The organism is Roseovarius spongiae (genome assembly GCF_003651245.1).
Lineage (GTDB): Bacteria > Pseudomonadota > Alphaproteobacteria > Rhodobacterales > Rhodobacteraceae > Roseovarius > Roseovarius spongiae.
The window spans coordinates 12822-27841 of sequence record NZ_RAPE01000004.1 but is presented as its reverse complement, the minus strand read 5'-3'; the positions used below and the strand labels follow the sequence as shown (position 1 = coordinate 27841).

The window sequence follows — 15020 nt, the reverse complement described above, 5'->3', positions numbered from 1 at the left end:
GTTCAGGCCAACAGCCGCGTGATGATGGCGTTGAGGACCATGCGACCTTGCCGCGTCGCACGCAATCGGCCGGCTTCCTCGCAAATCATTCCCAACTCGGTCAGTTCGGACACGACCCCGGAGTTAAGCGGGGCGCCGCGCAGGGCCGCATAACGGCGAATGTCGATCCCGTCGGTGACGCGCAGGCCCATCATCAGGTATTCGTCGGCTTGTTCGTTCGGGCTGAGCGGCGTCGCGACCTTCTCGGGCGCGCCATCTTTAACAGCGTTCAGCCATTTGCCGGGTTGGGCCCATGCCTCGGTGGCGTGTCGTTCACCGTTGAGCGTGAGCCGACCATGCGCGCCGGGGCCGATCCCGGCATAATTGCCGGCCTGCCAGTAGATGAGGTTGTGGCGCGATTCCGCGCCCGGTATGGCGTGATTCGAAACCTCGTAAGCCGGCATGCCGGCCGCATCGCAAAGCTCTTGCGTCAACTCGTACATGTCAGCGGCTGTATCCTCAATAGGCAAGCCTTTCAGCTTGCCTTTGGCAAAACGATCCCCGAAGGCGGTGCCGGGTTCGATGGATAACTGATAAAGCGAGAGGTGATCCACGGCCATCGCGAGCGCCTCGGTCAACTCGGCGCGCCAATGTTCGGGCGACTGATCCTGGCGAGCGTAGATCAGGTCGAAACTGACGCGCTCGAAACACGCGCGCGCGATATCGAACGCGGATTGCGCTTCTTGCACGGTATGCAGACGTCCGAGCCTGCGAAGATCGTCGTCGTTCATCGCCTGAACGCCCATCGATACGCGGTTCACGCCGGCCTGTGCGTAGGCGCGAAATCGGCCCGCCTCGACCGAGCCGGGATTCGCCTCGAGCGTGATCTCGATATCGTTGGCTTGGGTCCATGCTTCGCGCACGCGCGTCAGGATCGCATCGACGGTTTCCGGCGCCATCAGGCTGGGCGTGCCGCCGCCGAAGAAAACGGATCGCAACACACGGTCCGGGGTCAGCGCGGCGACCCGGTCGATTTCAGTTAAATAGGCTCTGCGCCACGCCGATTGATTGATCTCGCGCGCGACATGACTGTTGAAATCGCAGTAGGGGCACTTGGCCTCGCAGAACGGCCAGTGGATGTAGAGGCCGAAACCGCCCTCGCGCCAATCCTCAGTCAAAGCAGCCCTTCACGAGTTTGGCGAAGGCATCGGCGCGATGGCTCATGCGGTTCTTTTCCCAGCGGTCCATTTCGGCGAAGGTTGTGTCGTAGCCATCGGGGAGGAAGATCGGGTCATAGCCATGCCCCTGATCGCCGCGCATCGGCCAAGTGACGCGGCCCTCGATCACGCCTGGAAACACCTCGTCATGGCCATCGGGCCAGGCGAGGACGAGCGTGCAGCAGAACCGCGCGCTCCAAGGCTCGGGCTTGCCGGACTGGAGCAGCAGGTCATGCGCCTTGGTCATCGCCATGACGAAATCGCGGCCGTTGGGGGTTTCGGCCCAATCCGCGGTATAGACGCCGGGCGCGCCGTCCAGCGCGTCGATCTCGAGCCCGCTGTCGTCCGAAAGGGCAGGCAGGCCGGTGGCGCGGGCGGCGGCGTGGGCCTTGATCCGCGCGTTTCCCGCGAATGTCGTCTCGGTTTCCTCCGGCACGGGCAAATCTCGGGCCGCGGCTCCAATCACACGAACGCCGTAGGGCTGGAGGAGGTGCGCGATCTCTTCCAGCTTGCCGGTGTTGTGGGTCGCGACCAGCAGCGTATCGCCCGAGAACTTACGCACCGGTCGCCGCCAATTGCGCCGCGACCAGCTCATCTACGCCCTTTTCGGCAAGGTCGAGAAGCTGGTTCATCTGGTCGCGCGAATAGGTCGACCCTTCGGCGGACATCTGGACCTCGATCAGACGCTTGGACCCGGTCATGATGAAATTGCCGTCAACACCCGCCTCGCTGTCTTCGGGATAGTCGAGGTCGAGCACGGGCTGACCGGCATAGATGCCGCAGCTGACAGCGGCGACCGGGTCGGTGAGCGGATCGCTCGTCACTTCGCCCGCCTTCATCAGCTTCTGCACGGCGAGTTTGAGCACCACCCAGCCGCCGGTGATCGCTGCGCAGCGGGTGCCGCCATCGGCCTGGATCACGTCGCAGTCGATGGTGATCTGCCGCTCGCCCAGCGCGACGCGGTCGACCCCGGCGCGCAAGCTGCGCCCGATCAGGCGCTGGATCTCGACGGTGCGCCCGCCCTGCTTGCCGGCCTGCGCCTCGCGCCGCATCCGCGACGTGGTGGAGCGCGGCAGCATTCCGTATTCCGCCGTCACCCAGCCAAGGCCCGATCCCTTGATGAAGGGCGGCACGCGGTCCTCGATGGTGGCGGTGCACAGGACGTGCGTGTCGCCGATGCGGATCATGCAGGACCCTTCGGCGTGTTTCGTGACGCCCGTTTCGATTGAAACGGTGCGCATTTCGCTTAACTCTCTTCCCGAAGGACGCATCGGCCTACCCTTTTTCCACTTTGGGCAGGGGATACAAGGCGCGCGCGTCAGAGCCAACCCCAATTGACCTTTCGCAGCGGGCGGATTGTAATGACGGACCAGCAAAGGACAGACATCCCGATGACGGACGGCAGAAAGCTGCTGGAGGAAATGAACGACCGGTCGCGCGAGGTGTTCCGCCGCGTGGTGGAGGGATACCTTGCGACCGGCGCGCCGGTCGGGTCGCGCAGCCTGACCCGCGACATGAGCGAGAAGGTCAGCGCCGCCACGATCCGCAACGTCATGCAGGACCTCGAATACATGGGCCTGCTGGGAAGTCCCCATGTCAGCGCCGGCCGGGTTCCGACCGAAGGGGGCTTGCGGATGTTCGTGGACGGTCTGCTGGAGGTGGGCGATTTGCAGGTCACCGACCGGGCGGCGATGGACGCCACCGTGACCAGCAACAGCCAGGACGTGGGCGACATGCTGGACCGGATCGGTTCGGCTCTTTCGGGCGTGACGCAGGGCGCGTCGCTGGTGCTGGCCCCGAAGCACGAGGCGCCCATCAAGCATATCGAGTTCGTGAGCCTGGGCCATGACCGCGCGATGGTGGTGCTGGTCTTTGCCGATGGGCACGTGGAGAACCGCATCTTCGCCCCGCCGCCGGGACAGACTCCGAGCTCCATGCGCGAGGCCGCGAATTTTCTGAACGCGCTGGTCGAGGGGCGCACGCTCAGCGATCTGCAAACCGTGATCGCACAGCAAATCGCCGAGCGCCGGCAAGAGATCGACCAGTTGGCGCATGCGATGGTCGAAAGCGGGCTGGCCGTCTGGGACGCGGAGGCCGAAGGCGACAGCCCCGAACGACTGATCGTGCGCGGGCGGGCGAATCTGCTGGGCGCGGCGGGGCCCGAGGCCGATCTAGACCGGATCAAGACGCTGTTCGACGACCTTGAGCGCAAGCGCGACATCGCCGATTTCCTCGAACTCGCCGACGAAGGCGAAGGCGTGCGTATCTTTATAGGCTCGGAAAACAAACTTTTCTCACTTTCGGGTTCCTCTTTGGTGGTCTCTCCTTATATGAACGCTGATCGTAAGATCGTCGGTGCGGTCGGGGTCATCGGACCCACGCGGCTGAACTACGGGCGCATCGTGCCGATCGTGGATTATACCGCGCAGCTTGTGGGCAAGCTGATAGCGGACAGAAGTTAGAAGGGCGGACTATGGCCGAGCAGAAGAACGAAGACTTCCTGGACGATATCGACCAGGTCGAAGCGGAAGCATACGAGGCGCAGGAAGAGGAGATCTCCGACGAGGCGATCGAGCTTGATTCACTGCGGGCGGAGCGTGACGCCTTCCGCGACAAGTTCATGCGCGCGCTCGCGGACGCCGAGAACGTGCGCAAGCGCGCCGACCGCGACCGGCGCGAGGCGGAGCATTACGGCGGGACCAAGCTCGCCCGTGACCTGTTGCCGGTCTATGACAACCTCAAGCGGGCGCTCGACAGCGTGAACGATGATCAGAAGACGGCGTCGCCGGGGCTCATCGAGGGGATCGAGCTCACGCTGCGCGAGCTGATTAACGTGTTCAACCGCCACGGCATCCAGATCGTGTCGCCCGAGATCGGGGACAAGTTCGACCCCGAGCATCACGAGGCGATGTTCGAGGCGCCGCTGCCCGGCACCAAGGCGGGCGAAATCATCCAGGTCTCGGCCGAGGGCTTCATGCTGCATGACCGCATCCTGCGCCCCGCGCAGGTTGGCGTTTCATCGATGCAGGCTTAACCGGCGGCGGGCGGTGGACGCGCGCGGAATCGGCTCTATTCCGCTGCTTCGTCCCGCTGGTTCAGCAGATCGCACAGCTCGTAAACCAGGTCGAGCGCGGCGCGCGGGCTGAGCGTGTCTGGCAGTACCTCGGCCAGTCGCGCCTCTACCGCAGGCGGCGCTGACGCGCGGGGCGGGGGTGCGGCGGGCTGCACGGCAAAGAGAGGCAGGTCGTCGATCACCGCGGCGCGCGCGCCGCCGCCTTCGCGTTCGCCCTTTTCCAGCGCGTCGAGCACCACGCGCGCGCGCTCCACCACGCTCGCCGGTAGCCCGGCCAGCTTGGCCACCTGCACGCCGTAAGAGCGATCCGCCGCGCCGCGCCGCACCTCGTGCAGGAAGATCACCTCGCCGTCGTGTTCCTTCACGCTCACGGTCGCGTTCTCGATCCGGCCGAGCTTGTCCGGCAGGCGGGTCAGTTCGTGGTAATGCGTCGCAAAGAGCGCCCGGCAGCCGTTCACCTCGTGCAGGTGCTCCAGCGTCGCCCAGGCGATGCTGAGCCCGTCATAGGTCGCCGTGCCGCGCCCGATCTCGTCTAGGATGACAAGCGCGCGTGCATCCGCCTGGTTGAGGATCGCGGCGGTTTCAACCATTTCGACCATGAAGGTCGAGCGCCCGCGCGCAAGGTCATCCGACGCGCCCACCCGGCTGAAAAGCTGGCTGACCAGTCCGACATGCGCCGATTGCGCGGGGACGTAGCTGCCCGCTTGCGCCAGCAGCGCGATCAGCGCGTTCTGCCGCAAAAAGGTGGACTTGCCCGCCATGTTCGGGCCGGTCAGCAGCCAGATATCGCTGGACCCGCCGAGGCTGCAATCGTTGGCGATGAACGGCCCCGCGCCCTGCGCCTGCAACGCCGCCTCCACCACCGGATGCCGGCCGCCGGTAATGTCGAGCGCGCGGCTGTCGTCCACGTCGGGCCGACACCAGTCTAACCCCGCGGCGAGGTTGGCCAGCGCGGTGGCGAGGTCAATCTCAGAGAGCGCGCGGGCGGTTTGCGAGAGCTCGGCAAAATGGTCCAGGATCTGTTCTTTCAGGCTGTCATAGAGCCGTTTTTCGATCTCGATCGCCCGGCCTCCTGCGTTCAGGATCCTGGTCTCCATCTCGGACAGCGGCACGGTGGTGAACCGGACCTGGCTGGCGGTGGTCTGGCGGTGCTTGAACGTCTCGTTGAGGGGGGGTGAAAGCATCTTGTCGGCATGGGTCGCCGTTACCTCGACGAAGTAGCCCAGCACGTTGTTGTGCTTGACCTTGAGCGAGGCGATGCCGGTCTGTTTGGCGTAATCGGCCTGCATCCCGGCGATCACGCCGCGCCCTTCGTCGCGCAGGCGGCGCATTTCGTCCAGTTCCTCGTCATAGCCGGCCGCGATGAAGCCGCCGTCACGCGCGAGGAGCGGCGGTTCGGCCACCAGCGCCTGATCCAGTAGGTCGAGCAGTTCGGCCTGCCCCGTCAGATCGTCGGCGGCCGCGGACAATTGGGCTGGCAGGTCGAAGGGGTCGAGCAGAGCGGCGATGGCCTCGGCCTGTTGCAGTCCGTTGCGGATCGCCGCGAGGTCGCGCGGCCCGCCCCGGTCAAGGCCCAGCCGCGACAACGCGCGGTCGAGGTCAGGCGTCTTGCGCAGACTGTCCCGGAGTTCCTGCGCGACTCGAGACTGTTCCAGCGCAAAACTCACCGCGTCCAGCCGCGCTTGGATCGCGGCGAGGCTGCGCGACGGGCTGGAAATCCGCCGCTCAAGCAGCCGCGCGCCGCCGGCGGTCACCGTCCGGTCGATGGTCGCGAGAAGCGATCCGGCCCGCCCGCCCGAAAGCGCGTGCGTCAATTCGAGGTTGCGACGCGTGGCGGCGTCGATTTGCATCGCTCCGGCGCGGTCCTCGCGCTGGGGCGGGCGCAGCAGGGGCAGTTTTCCCTTTTGCGTGAGTTCCAGGTATTCGACCAACGCGCCAAGCGCCGAGAGTTCGGGCCGCGTGAACGCGCCGAAAGAATCGAGCGTGCCAACCTCGAACAGGGCGCAGAGGCGTTTCTCGGCCCCCGCGCTGTCGAAGGCCGCGCGCCCGATGGGGGTGAGCGCAGCGCCGGTTTCAGAGACTGCTTCGGCCCAATCCTCCTGCGCGCCGTCCGCGATGATCACCTCGCTCGGACGCAGATGCGCGAGTTCCGGCGGCACATGCGCGCCATTCAGCGCCATCACATGAAACGCCCCGGTCGAGATATCGGCCCAGGCGAGCGCATGTTCCCCGCGCACCTGCCCGATTGCAGCGAGATAGTTGTGCCGCCGCGCCTCGAGCAGCGATTCCTCTGTCAGGGTGCCAGGTGTGACCAGCCGCACGACCCCGCGCTTCACCACCGACTTGGATCCGCGTTTCTTGGCTTCGGAGGGGTCTTCGAGCTGTTCGCAGACCGCCACGCGAAACCCCTTGCGGATGAGCGTCAGAAGGTAACCTTCGGCGGAATGCACCGGCACGCCGCACATCGCGATATCCTCGCCCAGGTGCTTGCCCCGCTTGGTCAGCGCGATATCGAGCGCCTCGGCGGCGGCGACGGCGTCGTCGAAGAAGAGTTCATAGAAATCGCCCATCCGGTAGAACAGGAGCGCGTCGGAATGCGCTTCCTTGATCTCGAGATATTGCGCCATCATCGGCGTCACGGTGGATGCAGCAGACGTCAAGAAAAGCCCCCCGGCGATTTGGCCCGAACCTACAAATACCGTGCAGGGGACGAAAGCCCAAAGCGCGCAGTTGAGACAACAGCGAAGGGCGGGTATGCAGACAGAACCGCTTAGCAAGGACGCAGACCCGATGCCCAACCCCAAATTCACCAAGGAAGAGGCGCTCGCCTTTCACCTTGAGCCGACGCCCGGCAAGTTCGAGATCACCGCGACGGTCCCGATGACCACGCAGCGCGATCTGAGCCTTGCCTATTCCCCCGGGGTCGCGGTGCCCTGCCAGGCCATCGCAGAGAACCCCGAGACGGTGTATGACTACACCAACAAGGGCAATCTCGTCGCGGTGATTTCCAATGGCACGGCGGTGCTGGGATTGGGGAATCTGGGTGCGTTAGGGTCGAAACCGGTGATGGAGGGCAAGGCGGTGCTCTTCAAGCGGTTCGCCGACGTGAATTCCATCGACATCGAGCTGGACACCGAGGACCCGGATGCGTTCTGCAACGCCGTGCGGCTGATGGGGCCGACCTTCGGCGGCATCAATCTCGAGGATATCAAGGCGCCGGAATGTTTCATCATCGAGCAGCGCCTCAAGGAAGAGATGGACATCCCCGTCTTTCACGACGACCAGCACGGGACAGCGGTGATCTGCGCCGCCGGGCTCATCAACGCGCTGCATCTCAGCGGCAAGCGGATCGAGGATGTCCGAATCGTGCTTAACGGCGCGGGCGCCGCGGGGATCGCCTGTATCGAGCTTCTCAAGGCGATGGGCGCGCGTCACGAGAATTGCATCGCGTGCGATACCAAGGGCGTGATCTACCAGGGGCGAAGCGAGGGCATGAACCAGTGGAAATCGGCGCATGCCGTCGCCACCGATCTGCGCACGCTCGAGGAAGCGATGGAGGGCGCGGACGTGTTTCTCGGGGTGTCAGCCAAGGGCGCGGTGACGCAGGCGATGGTCGAAAGCATGGCGCGCGACCCGGTGATCTTTGCGATGGCCAATCCCGACCCCGAGATCACGCCCGAGGAGGCGCACGAGGTCCGCGAGGACGCCATCGTCGCCACGGGACGCAGCGACTATCCAAATCAGGTGAACAACGTTCTGGGCTTTCCCTACCTGTTTCGAGGCGCGCTTGACGTCCATGCCCGCGCGATCAACGACGAAATGAAGATCGCCTGCGCCGCGGCGCTGGCGCGGCTCGCCCGGGCGGACGTGCCCGACGAGGTCGGCATGGCTTACGGGCGCAAGCTCAGCTTCGGGCGCGATTACATCATACCGGCGCCTTTCGATCCGCGGCTGATCTACACGATCCCGCCGGCGGTTGCGCGGGCGGGCATGGAAACAGGCGCCGCGCGGCGGCCCATCGTGGACATGGAGGCCTACGAGGTCGCGCTGCGCAGCCGGATGGATCCGACCGCGTCGATCATGCGTTCGATCAACGCGCGGGCGCGCAACGCGCAGGCGCGGATGATCTTCGCCGAAGGCGACGATCCGCGCGTGCTGCGGGCCGCGGTGCAATACCAGCGTGCGGGCATGGGTCACGCGCTGGTCGTGGGCCGCGAGGCGGACGTGAAGGAAAAGCTCGCCGCCGCCGGCATGGGCGATGCGGTCGCCGAGCTCGAGATCGTGAATGCGGCCAATACCGCGCATCTCGAAGAGTATCGCCGCTTTCTTTACGAGCGGCTGCAACGGCGCGGCTTCGACCGGCACGACATTCACCGGCTCGCCTCGCGCGACCGGCACGTCTTTGCCTCGCTGATGCTGGCGCATGGGCATGGCGACGGGCTTGTCACCGGGGCGACGCGCAAGGCGGCGCATGTGCTGGACCTCATAAACCATGTCTTCGACGCGGACGCGGCGCACGGGGCGGCGGGGGTGACGGCGCTCATGCTGAAGGGGCGAATCGTGTTGGTGGCCGATACGCTGGTGCATGAATGGCCCGAAGAGGACGACCTTGCCACCATTGCGGAACGCTCGGCCGGGGTGGCGCGGCATCTCGGGCTGGAGCCGCGCGTCGCCTTCGTCAGTTTTTCGACCTTCGGTCATCCGCGTTCGGAACGCGCAGAGAAGATGCACCGGGCGCCCCGCGTGCTTGAAGCGCGCGGCGTCGATTTCGAGTTCGAGGGCGAGATGACCGTCGACGTGGCGCTGAATACCGCGGCGCAGGAGCAATACCCGTTCCAGCGGCTGACCGGCCCGGCGAACATCCTGGTGGTGCCGGCGCGGCATTCGGCGTCGATCTCGGTCAAGCTGATGCAGGAAATGGCGGGCGCGACGGTGATCGGACCGATCCTGGCGGGCGTGGACCAGTCGATCCAGATTTGCCCGACCGCATCCACCGCGACCGATATCCTGAATATGGCGGTGCTGGCGGCGTGCAAGGTGGGCTGACGTGGGCGCATGCACGGCCACGTTAATTAAGTATTTTTACAAAGAAGAAGGACCGAGTGGCGTTCAGTGCCCCTTGGCGAAGGGAGCTGCGTCGCCCCAGAGAGCGCGCACGCGGTCGTCGCGGCGGCAGCCTTTGCGGTAGCGTTTGTAAGCAGTCGATTTCTTTACGCCGATGCCGACGCTGCTGAAGGCGAGGCGGTCGTCGCTCTTGTAGTAGTCCTGGTGGTAATCCTCGGCCTTGTAGAAAGTCTTGCGCGGCAGGATCGGGGTCACGATTGCTTGGCCCAGCGCCTTCTGCGCGTCGGACTTGGCGCGTTCGGCCGCCTGGCGCTCGGCTTCGCTGCCGACGAAGATGGCCGTGCGATAGCTGTCGCCGCGGTCGCAGAACTGTCCGCCCGCATCCAGGGGGTCGATCGAGCGGAAAAACAAGGACAGCAGCGTGTCACGGCTGACCCTGGCCGGGTCGTAGTAGATCTGCGCCGCCTCGTAATGGCCGGTGCCGCCGGCGGTCACGTCCTTGTAGGTCGGGTTTTCGAGCATGCCGCCGGTATAGCCCGAAATCACTTCCGTCACGCCCTTGACCGATTCGAAATCCGCTTCGACGCACCAGAAACAGCCGCCAGCGACGGTCAGCACCTCGGTCTGGGCGGCGCGAGCGCGGTTTGATTGGACGCAGAGACCGAGCACGATCAGTGCTCCGAGGAGAAGGGTCTTCACTTTGGTCGTCGATGTGCTCATGGGCGCATACCTCGCTGTTGTGCGAAAGCATGGCCGAAGCCCGCGCAGCCGCCAAGCGGGTGCAACGGAATGTCACGTGGTGGTGATCGCAGTTTACCGGCGTCAGCGCTTCAGCCGACGCTCCCGCGCGGCGAGCAGCTTGAGGCGCAGCGCGTTGAGCTGGATAAAGCCGGCGGCATCCTTCTGATCATAGGCGCCCGCGTCTTCCTCGAAGGTGACATGCGCCTCGGAGTAGAGCGAATGATCGGACCGGCGCCCGACGCAGGTGGCCGCGCCCTTGTAGAGCTTGAGCCGCACCGTGCCGGTCACATGCTGCTGGCTGTGGTCTATGGCCGCTTGCAGCATCTCGCGCTCGGGGGAGAACCAGAAGCCGTTGTAGATCAGCTCCGCGTACCGCGGCATGAGCGAATCCTTGAGGTGGCCCGCGCCGGAATCGAGCGTGATCTGCTCCATCCCGCGGTGCGCCTCGAGCAGCACCGTGCCGCCCGGCGTTTCGTAGATGCCGCGGGATTTCATGCCAACGAAGCGGTTTTCGACGAAATCGAGCCGACCGATGCCGTGTTTGCCGCCCAGTTCGTTGAGCCGGGTGAGGATGCTGGCGGGGCTGAGCGTCTCGCCGTCGATGCTGACCGCGTCGCCGCGCTCGAACCCGATTTCGATGAATTCCGCCGCGTCGGGGGCGTCTTCGGGCGCGGTGGTGCGCTGGTAGACGTAATCGGGGGCCGCCTCGGCGGGGTCTTCGAGCACCTTGCCCTCGGAGGAGGTGTGCAATAGGTTCGCGTCCACGCTGAACGGCGCCTCGCCCCGCTTGTCCTTGGCGATCGGGATCTGGTTCTTCTCGGCGAAATCGATGAGCCGCGTGCGCGAGGTCAGATCCCATTCGCGCCAGGGCGCGATCACCTTGATGTCGGGGTTGAGCGCGTAGGCCGCCAGTTCGAACCGCACTTGGTCGTTTCCCTTGCCGGTCGCGCCGTGGGCCACCGCGTCGGCGCCGGTTTCCTGCGCGATCTCGACCAGCCGCTTGGAAATCAGCGGGCGCGCGATGGAGGTGCCGAGGAGGTATTGCCCCTCATAGAGCGCGTTGGCGCGGAACATCGGGAAGACGAAATCGCGCACGAATTCCTCGCGCAGATCCTCGATGTAGATGTTCTCGGGCCTGATCCCGAGCATCACGGCCTTCTCGCGCGCCGGTTCCAGTTCTTCGCCCTGTCCGAGATCGGCGGTGAAGGTCACCACTTCGCAGCCGTATTCGGTTTGCAGCCATTTGAGGATGATCGAGGTATCGAGGCCGCCGGAATAGGCCAGCACGACTTTCTTGGGCGCGGACATGGGTGGGCTCCTTTGTCGGGGTCGCGGCGGGATTATCCGGTTTCGATCCGCTGGGCAAGGGAGGGGCGGCGGGCAACATTCGCTTGCGCGGGGCGGGGCGATGGGGCAGGCAGGCGGCATGGACGATTTCAAGGATGGCGCGCGCGCCGCCGAGGCGCTCATGCGGCAGGTGTTCGAGCCGACGCCGCTGCAACGCAACGATCACCTGAGCGGGCTTTATGGCGCGGAGATCCTGCTCAAGCGTGAGGACCTGACGCCGGTGCGCTCTTACAAGCTGCGCGGCGCATTCAACGCGATGCGCAAGGTGCTGTACCGGGGTGGTCCGGCGCCGGTCTTCGTCTGCGCGAGCGCCGGGAACCACGCGCAGGGGGTCGCCTTCATGTGCCGGTATTTCGGCGTTGAGGGGGTAATCTACATGCCGGTGACGACGCCGCGGCAGAAGATCGGCAAGACCGAGAAATTCGGCGCCGGCGCGGTGCGGATCGAGCTGACTGGCGACTATTTCGACGTGACGCTTGCCGCGGCGCAGGAGTATTGCGCGCGGACCGGCGGGCATTTCCTGTCGCCTTTCGACGACGAGGACGTGATCGAGGGGCAGGCGTCAGTCGCGGTCGAGATCGAGCGCGACCTGGGTGGGATGCCGGACCATATCGTGATGCCGGTCGGGGGCGGCGGGCTGTCTGCCGGGGTGGTGAGCTATGTCGGCGAGGCCTGCGATTTCACGCTGGTGGAGCCGGAAGGCGGCGCAAGCCTGGGCGCGGCGTTGCGGACGGGCGCGCCGGTGCGGCTTGACCATGTGAACAGCTTTGCCGACGGGGCGGCGGTGGCGCAGGTCGGCGCGCGGACCTTCGCGCGGCTGGCGCATCTCGATCCGGGGCAGGCGATCACGGTGGCCGAGGATCGCCTGTGCACAACGCTGATCGAGATGCTGAACGTCGAGGGTATCGTGCTGGAGCCGGCGGGCGCGCTGGCGGTGGGCGCGCTCAAGGACATGCGAAACCGCATCCGGGGCAAGCGGGTGGTCTGCATCACCTCCGGCGGCAATTTCGATTTCGAGCGATTGCCCGAGGTCAAGGAGCGGGCGCAGCGCTATTCCGGCGTCAAGAAGTACTTTATCCTGCGGATGCCGCAGCGCCCAGGCGCGCTGCGGGATTTCCTGAACATGCTGGGCCCCGAGGATGATATCGCGCGGTTCGAGTATCTCAAGAAATCGGCGCGCAACTTCGGCTCGGTGTTGATTGGGATCGAGACCGCACACGAGGAGAATTTCGACCGGCTGCTCGCTGCGCTGCGCGCCCAGGAATTCGAGTTCCGAGACATCACCGACGATCCCGTCCTGGCCGAGTTCCTGATCTGAGCTGGCGCATCACGCGGCGTCGAGCCGATGCAGCCCGTCTAGAAAAGCTGCGCGCGCCGCGTCGAAGGCGGCCAGCGTCGCTTGCAGGTCGACCGCGTCGTAGCGGCCGGCGGCGGCGGCGGTTTCGCCCTCCTGACACAGCGCCGCGAAGCTGGCGAAGCCGAGGTTGAGCGCCCCGCCCTTGAGCAGATGCAGCGTGGATTCAAGTGCGTCATCGGCGCAGCCGTCGCGCAGCGCAGCGATTTCCTCATCCACTTCCTCGAGGAAAATCTCGACCACTTCGGCAAAGCCTTCTGCGCCGATTTCGTCGCGCAATTCCGTCACCCTGTCCCAGTCGATCATCGGCCTGTCCTGCTATCGCCCCCAAAGGATGCGCGCGACTCGTTAAGAAACGGTGAGCGCGGACCGGCCGTCGCACCGTAAGCCGGGAAAAGTTTAACTTTCATAATGTGTTAGTGTTTTGCGACGTATCGACGTTCTCGGGTGTGAGAAAAGGTGGATCTGTGGAACGTGCGCGTCAGCCCGCGGGAACGGTGGATGAGGATTGCGTGGCGATCCGGCATGTGCTCGTCGTCGACGACAGCCGGTTGCAGCGGCGCATCCTGATTGCGTCCCTGCGCAAATGGGGTTTCCGGGTCTCCGAGGCGGAGTCCGGAGCCGCAGCGATGCGGATCTGTCGCGCAACGCCGCCTGATCTCGTGCTGAGCGACTGGATGATGCCTGGCATGACGGGCCTGGAATTTTGTCGCGAATTCCGGGCGATGAAGCGCGACACTTATGGCTATTTCATTCTGCTGACGTCGAAATCGGAAAAGGACGAGATCGCGCATGGTCTTGACGCCGGCGCCGACGATTTCCTGACCAAGCCCGTGAACGCCGGCGAATTGCGCGCGCGCATCGCCGCGGGCGAACGTATCCTGCGGATGGAGCGCGAACTGACGCGCCAGAAACGGCTGGTCGAATCGACACTGGCGGAGTTGCGAACGCTTTACGACTCGCTCGACAGTGACCTGCTCGAGGCGAAAAAGCTGCAACAGTCGCTGGTCGCCGAGCGGCATCGCGATTTCGGCGCAGCCGAGGTGTCGCTGTTGCTGCGTTCGTCCGGGCATGTCGGCGGCGACCTGGTGGGGATGTATCCGATCAACAAGTCGCGCATCGGGCTCTATGGCATCGACGTGTCCGGGCACGGGGTCAGTTCGGCGCTGATGACCGCGCGGCTTGCGGGCTACCTGTCGGCAAGCAACCCGGCGCAGAACCTCGCGTTGAGCGGAGACGCCGAGGGAGGGTTCACGCCCCGCCCGCCGTCCGAGACGATGGAGATGCTGAACCACCTGATCCTCTCGGAGATGGAGACCGAGCATTACTTCACCATGCTGCTGGCCGACGTCGACCTCGCCAGCGGGCGCGTGGCCATATGCCAGGCGGGCCACCCGTCGCCGGCCGTGCAGCGGGCCGATGGCGGAACCGAAGTGATCGGCGCCGGCGGCCTGCCCGTCGGGCTGATCCCGGGGGCTGCCTATGACGAGTTCGAGACATGCCTGCGACCCGGGGACCGCATCCTGATTTCGTCGGACGGGGTGGTCGAGTGCGCGGGCCGGGATGACGCGCTGCTCGGCGATGCCGGCCTGATGCGCATCCTGGACGATCTGCGTCAGACCAGCGGCATGGCCTGCCTCGAATCGCTGGTCTGGAAGCTGGCGGAATTCGCGGGAACCGACAGTTTCGCCGACGACGTGTCGGCGGCCCTGCTCGAGTTCAAGCCATTCCCGCCCATCGGCTGACGAACAGCCGGTCGCCGGCATTGCCCAGCTTGCGCGCCGCCACCTCGGCGGGCAGGATCAGCGGCTCGTGATCCGGTTCGGAGGGCGGGCCGAGCTGCCGGACCGGGCGGGCGGTATAGATCGTGCAAAGCTTTTCCGCCCAGAGGTCGTATTCCGGCATGAAGACGAAGCGGCGGAACGCGCCCAGGCGGCGCGGCGCGGCGATATGCCAGCCGGTTTCCTCGAACACTTCGCGGTGCAGCGCGCGCAGGGGCGATTCGCCCGGGTCTATCCCGCCGCCGGGGAGCTGCATGTCCGGCTCCGGCGCCATCTGCACGGTGAGGAGCAGGCCGCCCCTGAGCGGCAGGATCGCATAGACACCCTGGCGCAGCGTGTAGCGCCGCGTTTGATCGGGTGGTGCGCCGACTCTTCGGATCATGTGCGGGCCCTTCCCTTGGAGGCCGGGTTGCCCCTGCCTATATCTTCGCGATATGCCAAGGTCCGGCAGATAAGGAAACCCC

General features: G+C 65.5%; 13 protein-coding genes. 5 read left to right on the top strand and 8 right to left on the bottom strand.

Annotated features, from left to right (window positions below):
- Nucleotides 1–2: 2 nt before the first annotated feature.
- The 3 genes from hemW to rph are packed head-to-tail and all read right to left on the bottom strand — an operon-like array spanning nt 3 to nt 2467.
- A complete protein-coding gene (gene hemW, locus D6850_RS13770; RefSeq protein WP_121167956.1) occupies nt 3–1157 on the bottom strand; it encodes a radical SAM family heme chaperone HemW in 1155 nt (384 codons plus the stop codon).
- Entirely contained in the window at nt 1150–1758 is a 609-nt protein-coding gene (rdgB, locus tag D6850_RS13765; protein WP_245964194.1) for an RdgB/HAM1 family non-canonical purine NTP pyrophosphatase, read from the bottom strand. Before rdgB ends, hemW begins: the two co-directional genes overlap by 8 nt.
- Nucleotides 1751–2467, bottom strand: coding sequence for a ribonuclease PH (gene rph, locus D6850_RS13760; protein ID WP_121167952.1), 717 nt, complete (start codon nt 2465–2467; stop codon nt 1751–1753). Before rph ends, rdgB begins: the two co-directional genes overlap by 8 nt.
- 120 nt (nt 2468–2587) lie before the next feature.
- Between rph and hrcA the strand changes: the two genes are divergently transcribed.
- Both hrcA and D6850_RS13750 read left to right on the top strand, forming a co-directional pair.
- On the top strand, nt 2588–3658 hold the full coding sequence (hrcA, locus tag D6850_RS13755) for a heat-inducible transcriptional repressor HrcA (RefSeq protein ID WP_121167950.1): 1071 nt from the start codon (nt 2588–2590) through the stop codon (nt 3656–3658).
- A gap of 11 nt (nt 3659–3669) precedes the next feature.
- Nucleotides 3670–4230, top strand: coding sequence for a nucleotide exchange factor GrpE (locus D6850_RS13750; RefSeq protein WP_121167948.1), 561 nt, complete (start codon nt 3670–3672; stop codon nt 4228–4230).
- 35 nt (nt 4231–4265) lie between these two features.
- On the opposite strand, the gene mutS is transcribed toward D6850_RS13750, so the two are convergent.
- Nucleotides 4266–6899 carry a DNA mismatch repair protein MutS gene (mutS, locus tag D6850_RS13745; protein WP_121167946.1) on the bottom strand — a complete coding sequence of 878 codons (2634 nt, stop codon included), beginning with the start codon at nt 6897–6899 and terminating at the stop codon, nt 4266–4268.
- Nucleotides 6900–7059: 160 nt separating this feature from the next.
- On the opposite strand from mutS, the gene D6850_RS13740 reads away from it, so the two are divergent.
- Entirely contained in the window at nt 7060–9315 is a 2256-nt protein-coding gene (locus tag D6850_RS13740) for an NADP-dependent malic enzyme (RefSeq protein ID WP_121168437.1), read from the top strand.
- 63 nt (nt 9316–9378) lie between these two features.
- Here D6850_RS13740 and msrA read toward each other — a convergent pair whose 3' ends face one another.
- Together msrA and D6850_RS13730 are read right to left on the bottom strand one after the other, a co-directional pair.
- Nucleotides 9379–10053: a peptide-methionine (S)-S-oxide reductase MsrA gene (gene msrA / locus D6850_RS13735; protein ID WP_121167944.1), complete on the bottom strand. Its 675-nt coding sequence runs from the start codon at nt 10051–10053 to the stop codon at nt 9379–9381.
- Nucleotides 10054–10155: 102 nt separating this feature from the next.
- Complete coding sequence (locus D6850_RS13730) at nt 10156–11382, bottom strand: argininosuccinate synthase (protein WP_121167942.1); 1227 nt, start codon at nt 11380–11382, stop codon at nt 10156–10158.
- A 118-nt stretch (nt 11383–11500) separates the two neighbouring features.
- Here D6850_RS13730 and ilvA point away from each other — a divergent pair, with 118 nt between their 5' ends.
- Nucleotides 11501–12739 (top strand): threonine ammonia-lyase IlvA, encoded by a 1239-nt coding sequence (ilvA, locus tag D6850_RS13725; RefSeq protein ID WP_121167940.1) that lies wholly within the window; start codon nt 11501–11503, stop codon nt 12737–12739.
- A 9-nt stretch (nt 12740–12748) separates the two neighbouring features.
- Here the strand turns inward: ilvA and D6850_RS13720 are convergent, their stop codons facing one another.
- Nucleotides 12749–13081, bottom strand: coding sequence for an Hpt domain-containing protein (locus D6850_RS13720; RefSeq protein ID WP_121167938.1), 333 nt, complete (start codon nt 13079–13081; stop codon nt 12749–12751).
- A 161-nt stretch (nt 13082–13242) separates the two neighbouring features.
- On the opposite strand from D6850_RS13720, the gene D6850_RS13715 reads away from it, so the two are divergent.
- On the top strand, nt 13243–14520 hold the full coding sequence (locus tag D6850_RS13715) for a PP2C family protein-serine/threonine phosphatase (protein ID WP_245964193.1): 1278 nt from the start codon (nt 13243–13245) through the stop codon (nt 14518–14520).
- On the opposite strand, the gene D6850_RS13710 is transcribed toward D6850_RS13715, so the two are convergent.
- Entirely contained in the window at nt 14495–14938 is a 444-nt protein-coding gene (locus D6850_RS13710) for an NUDIX domain-containing protein (protein ID WP_121167936.1), read from the bottom strand. The genes D6850_RS13715 and D6850_RS13710 overlap by 26 nt on opposite strands.
- Nucleotides 14939–15020: the final 82 nt, after the last annotated feature.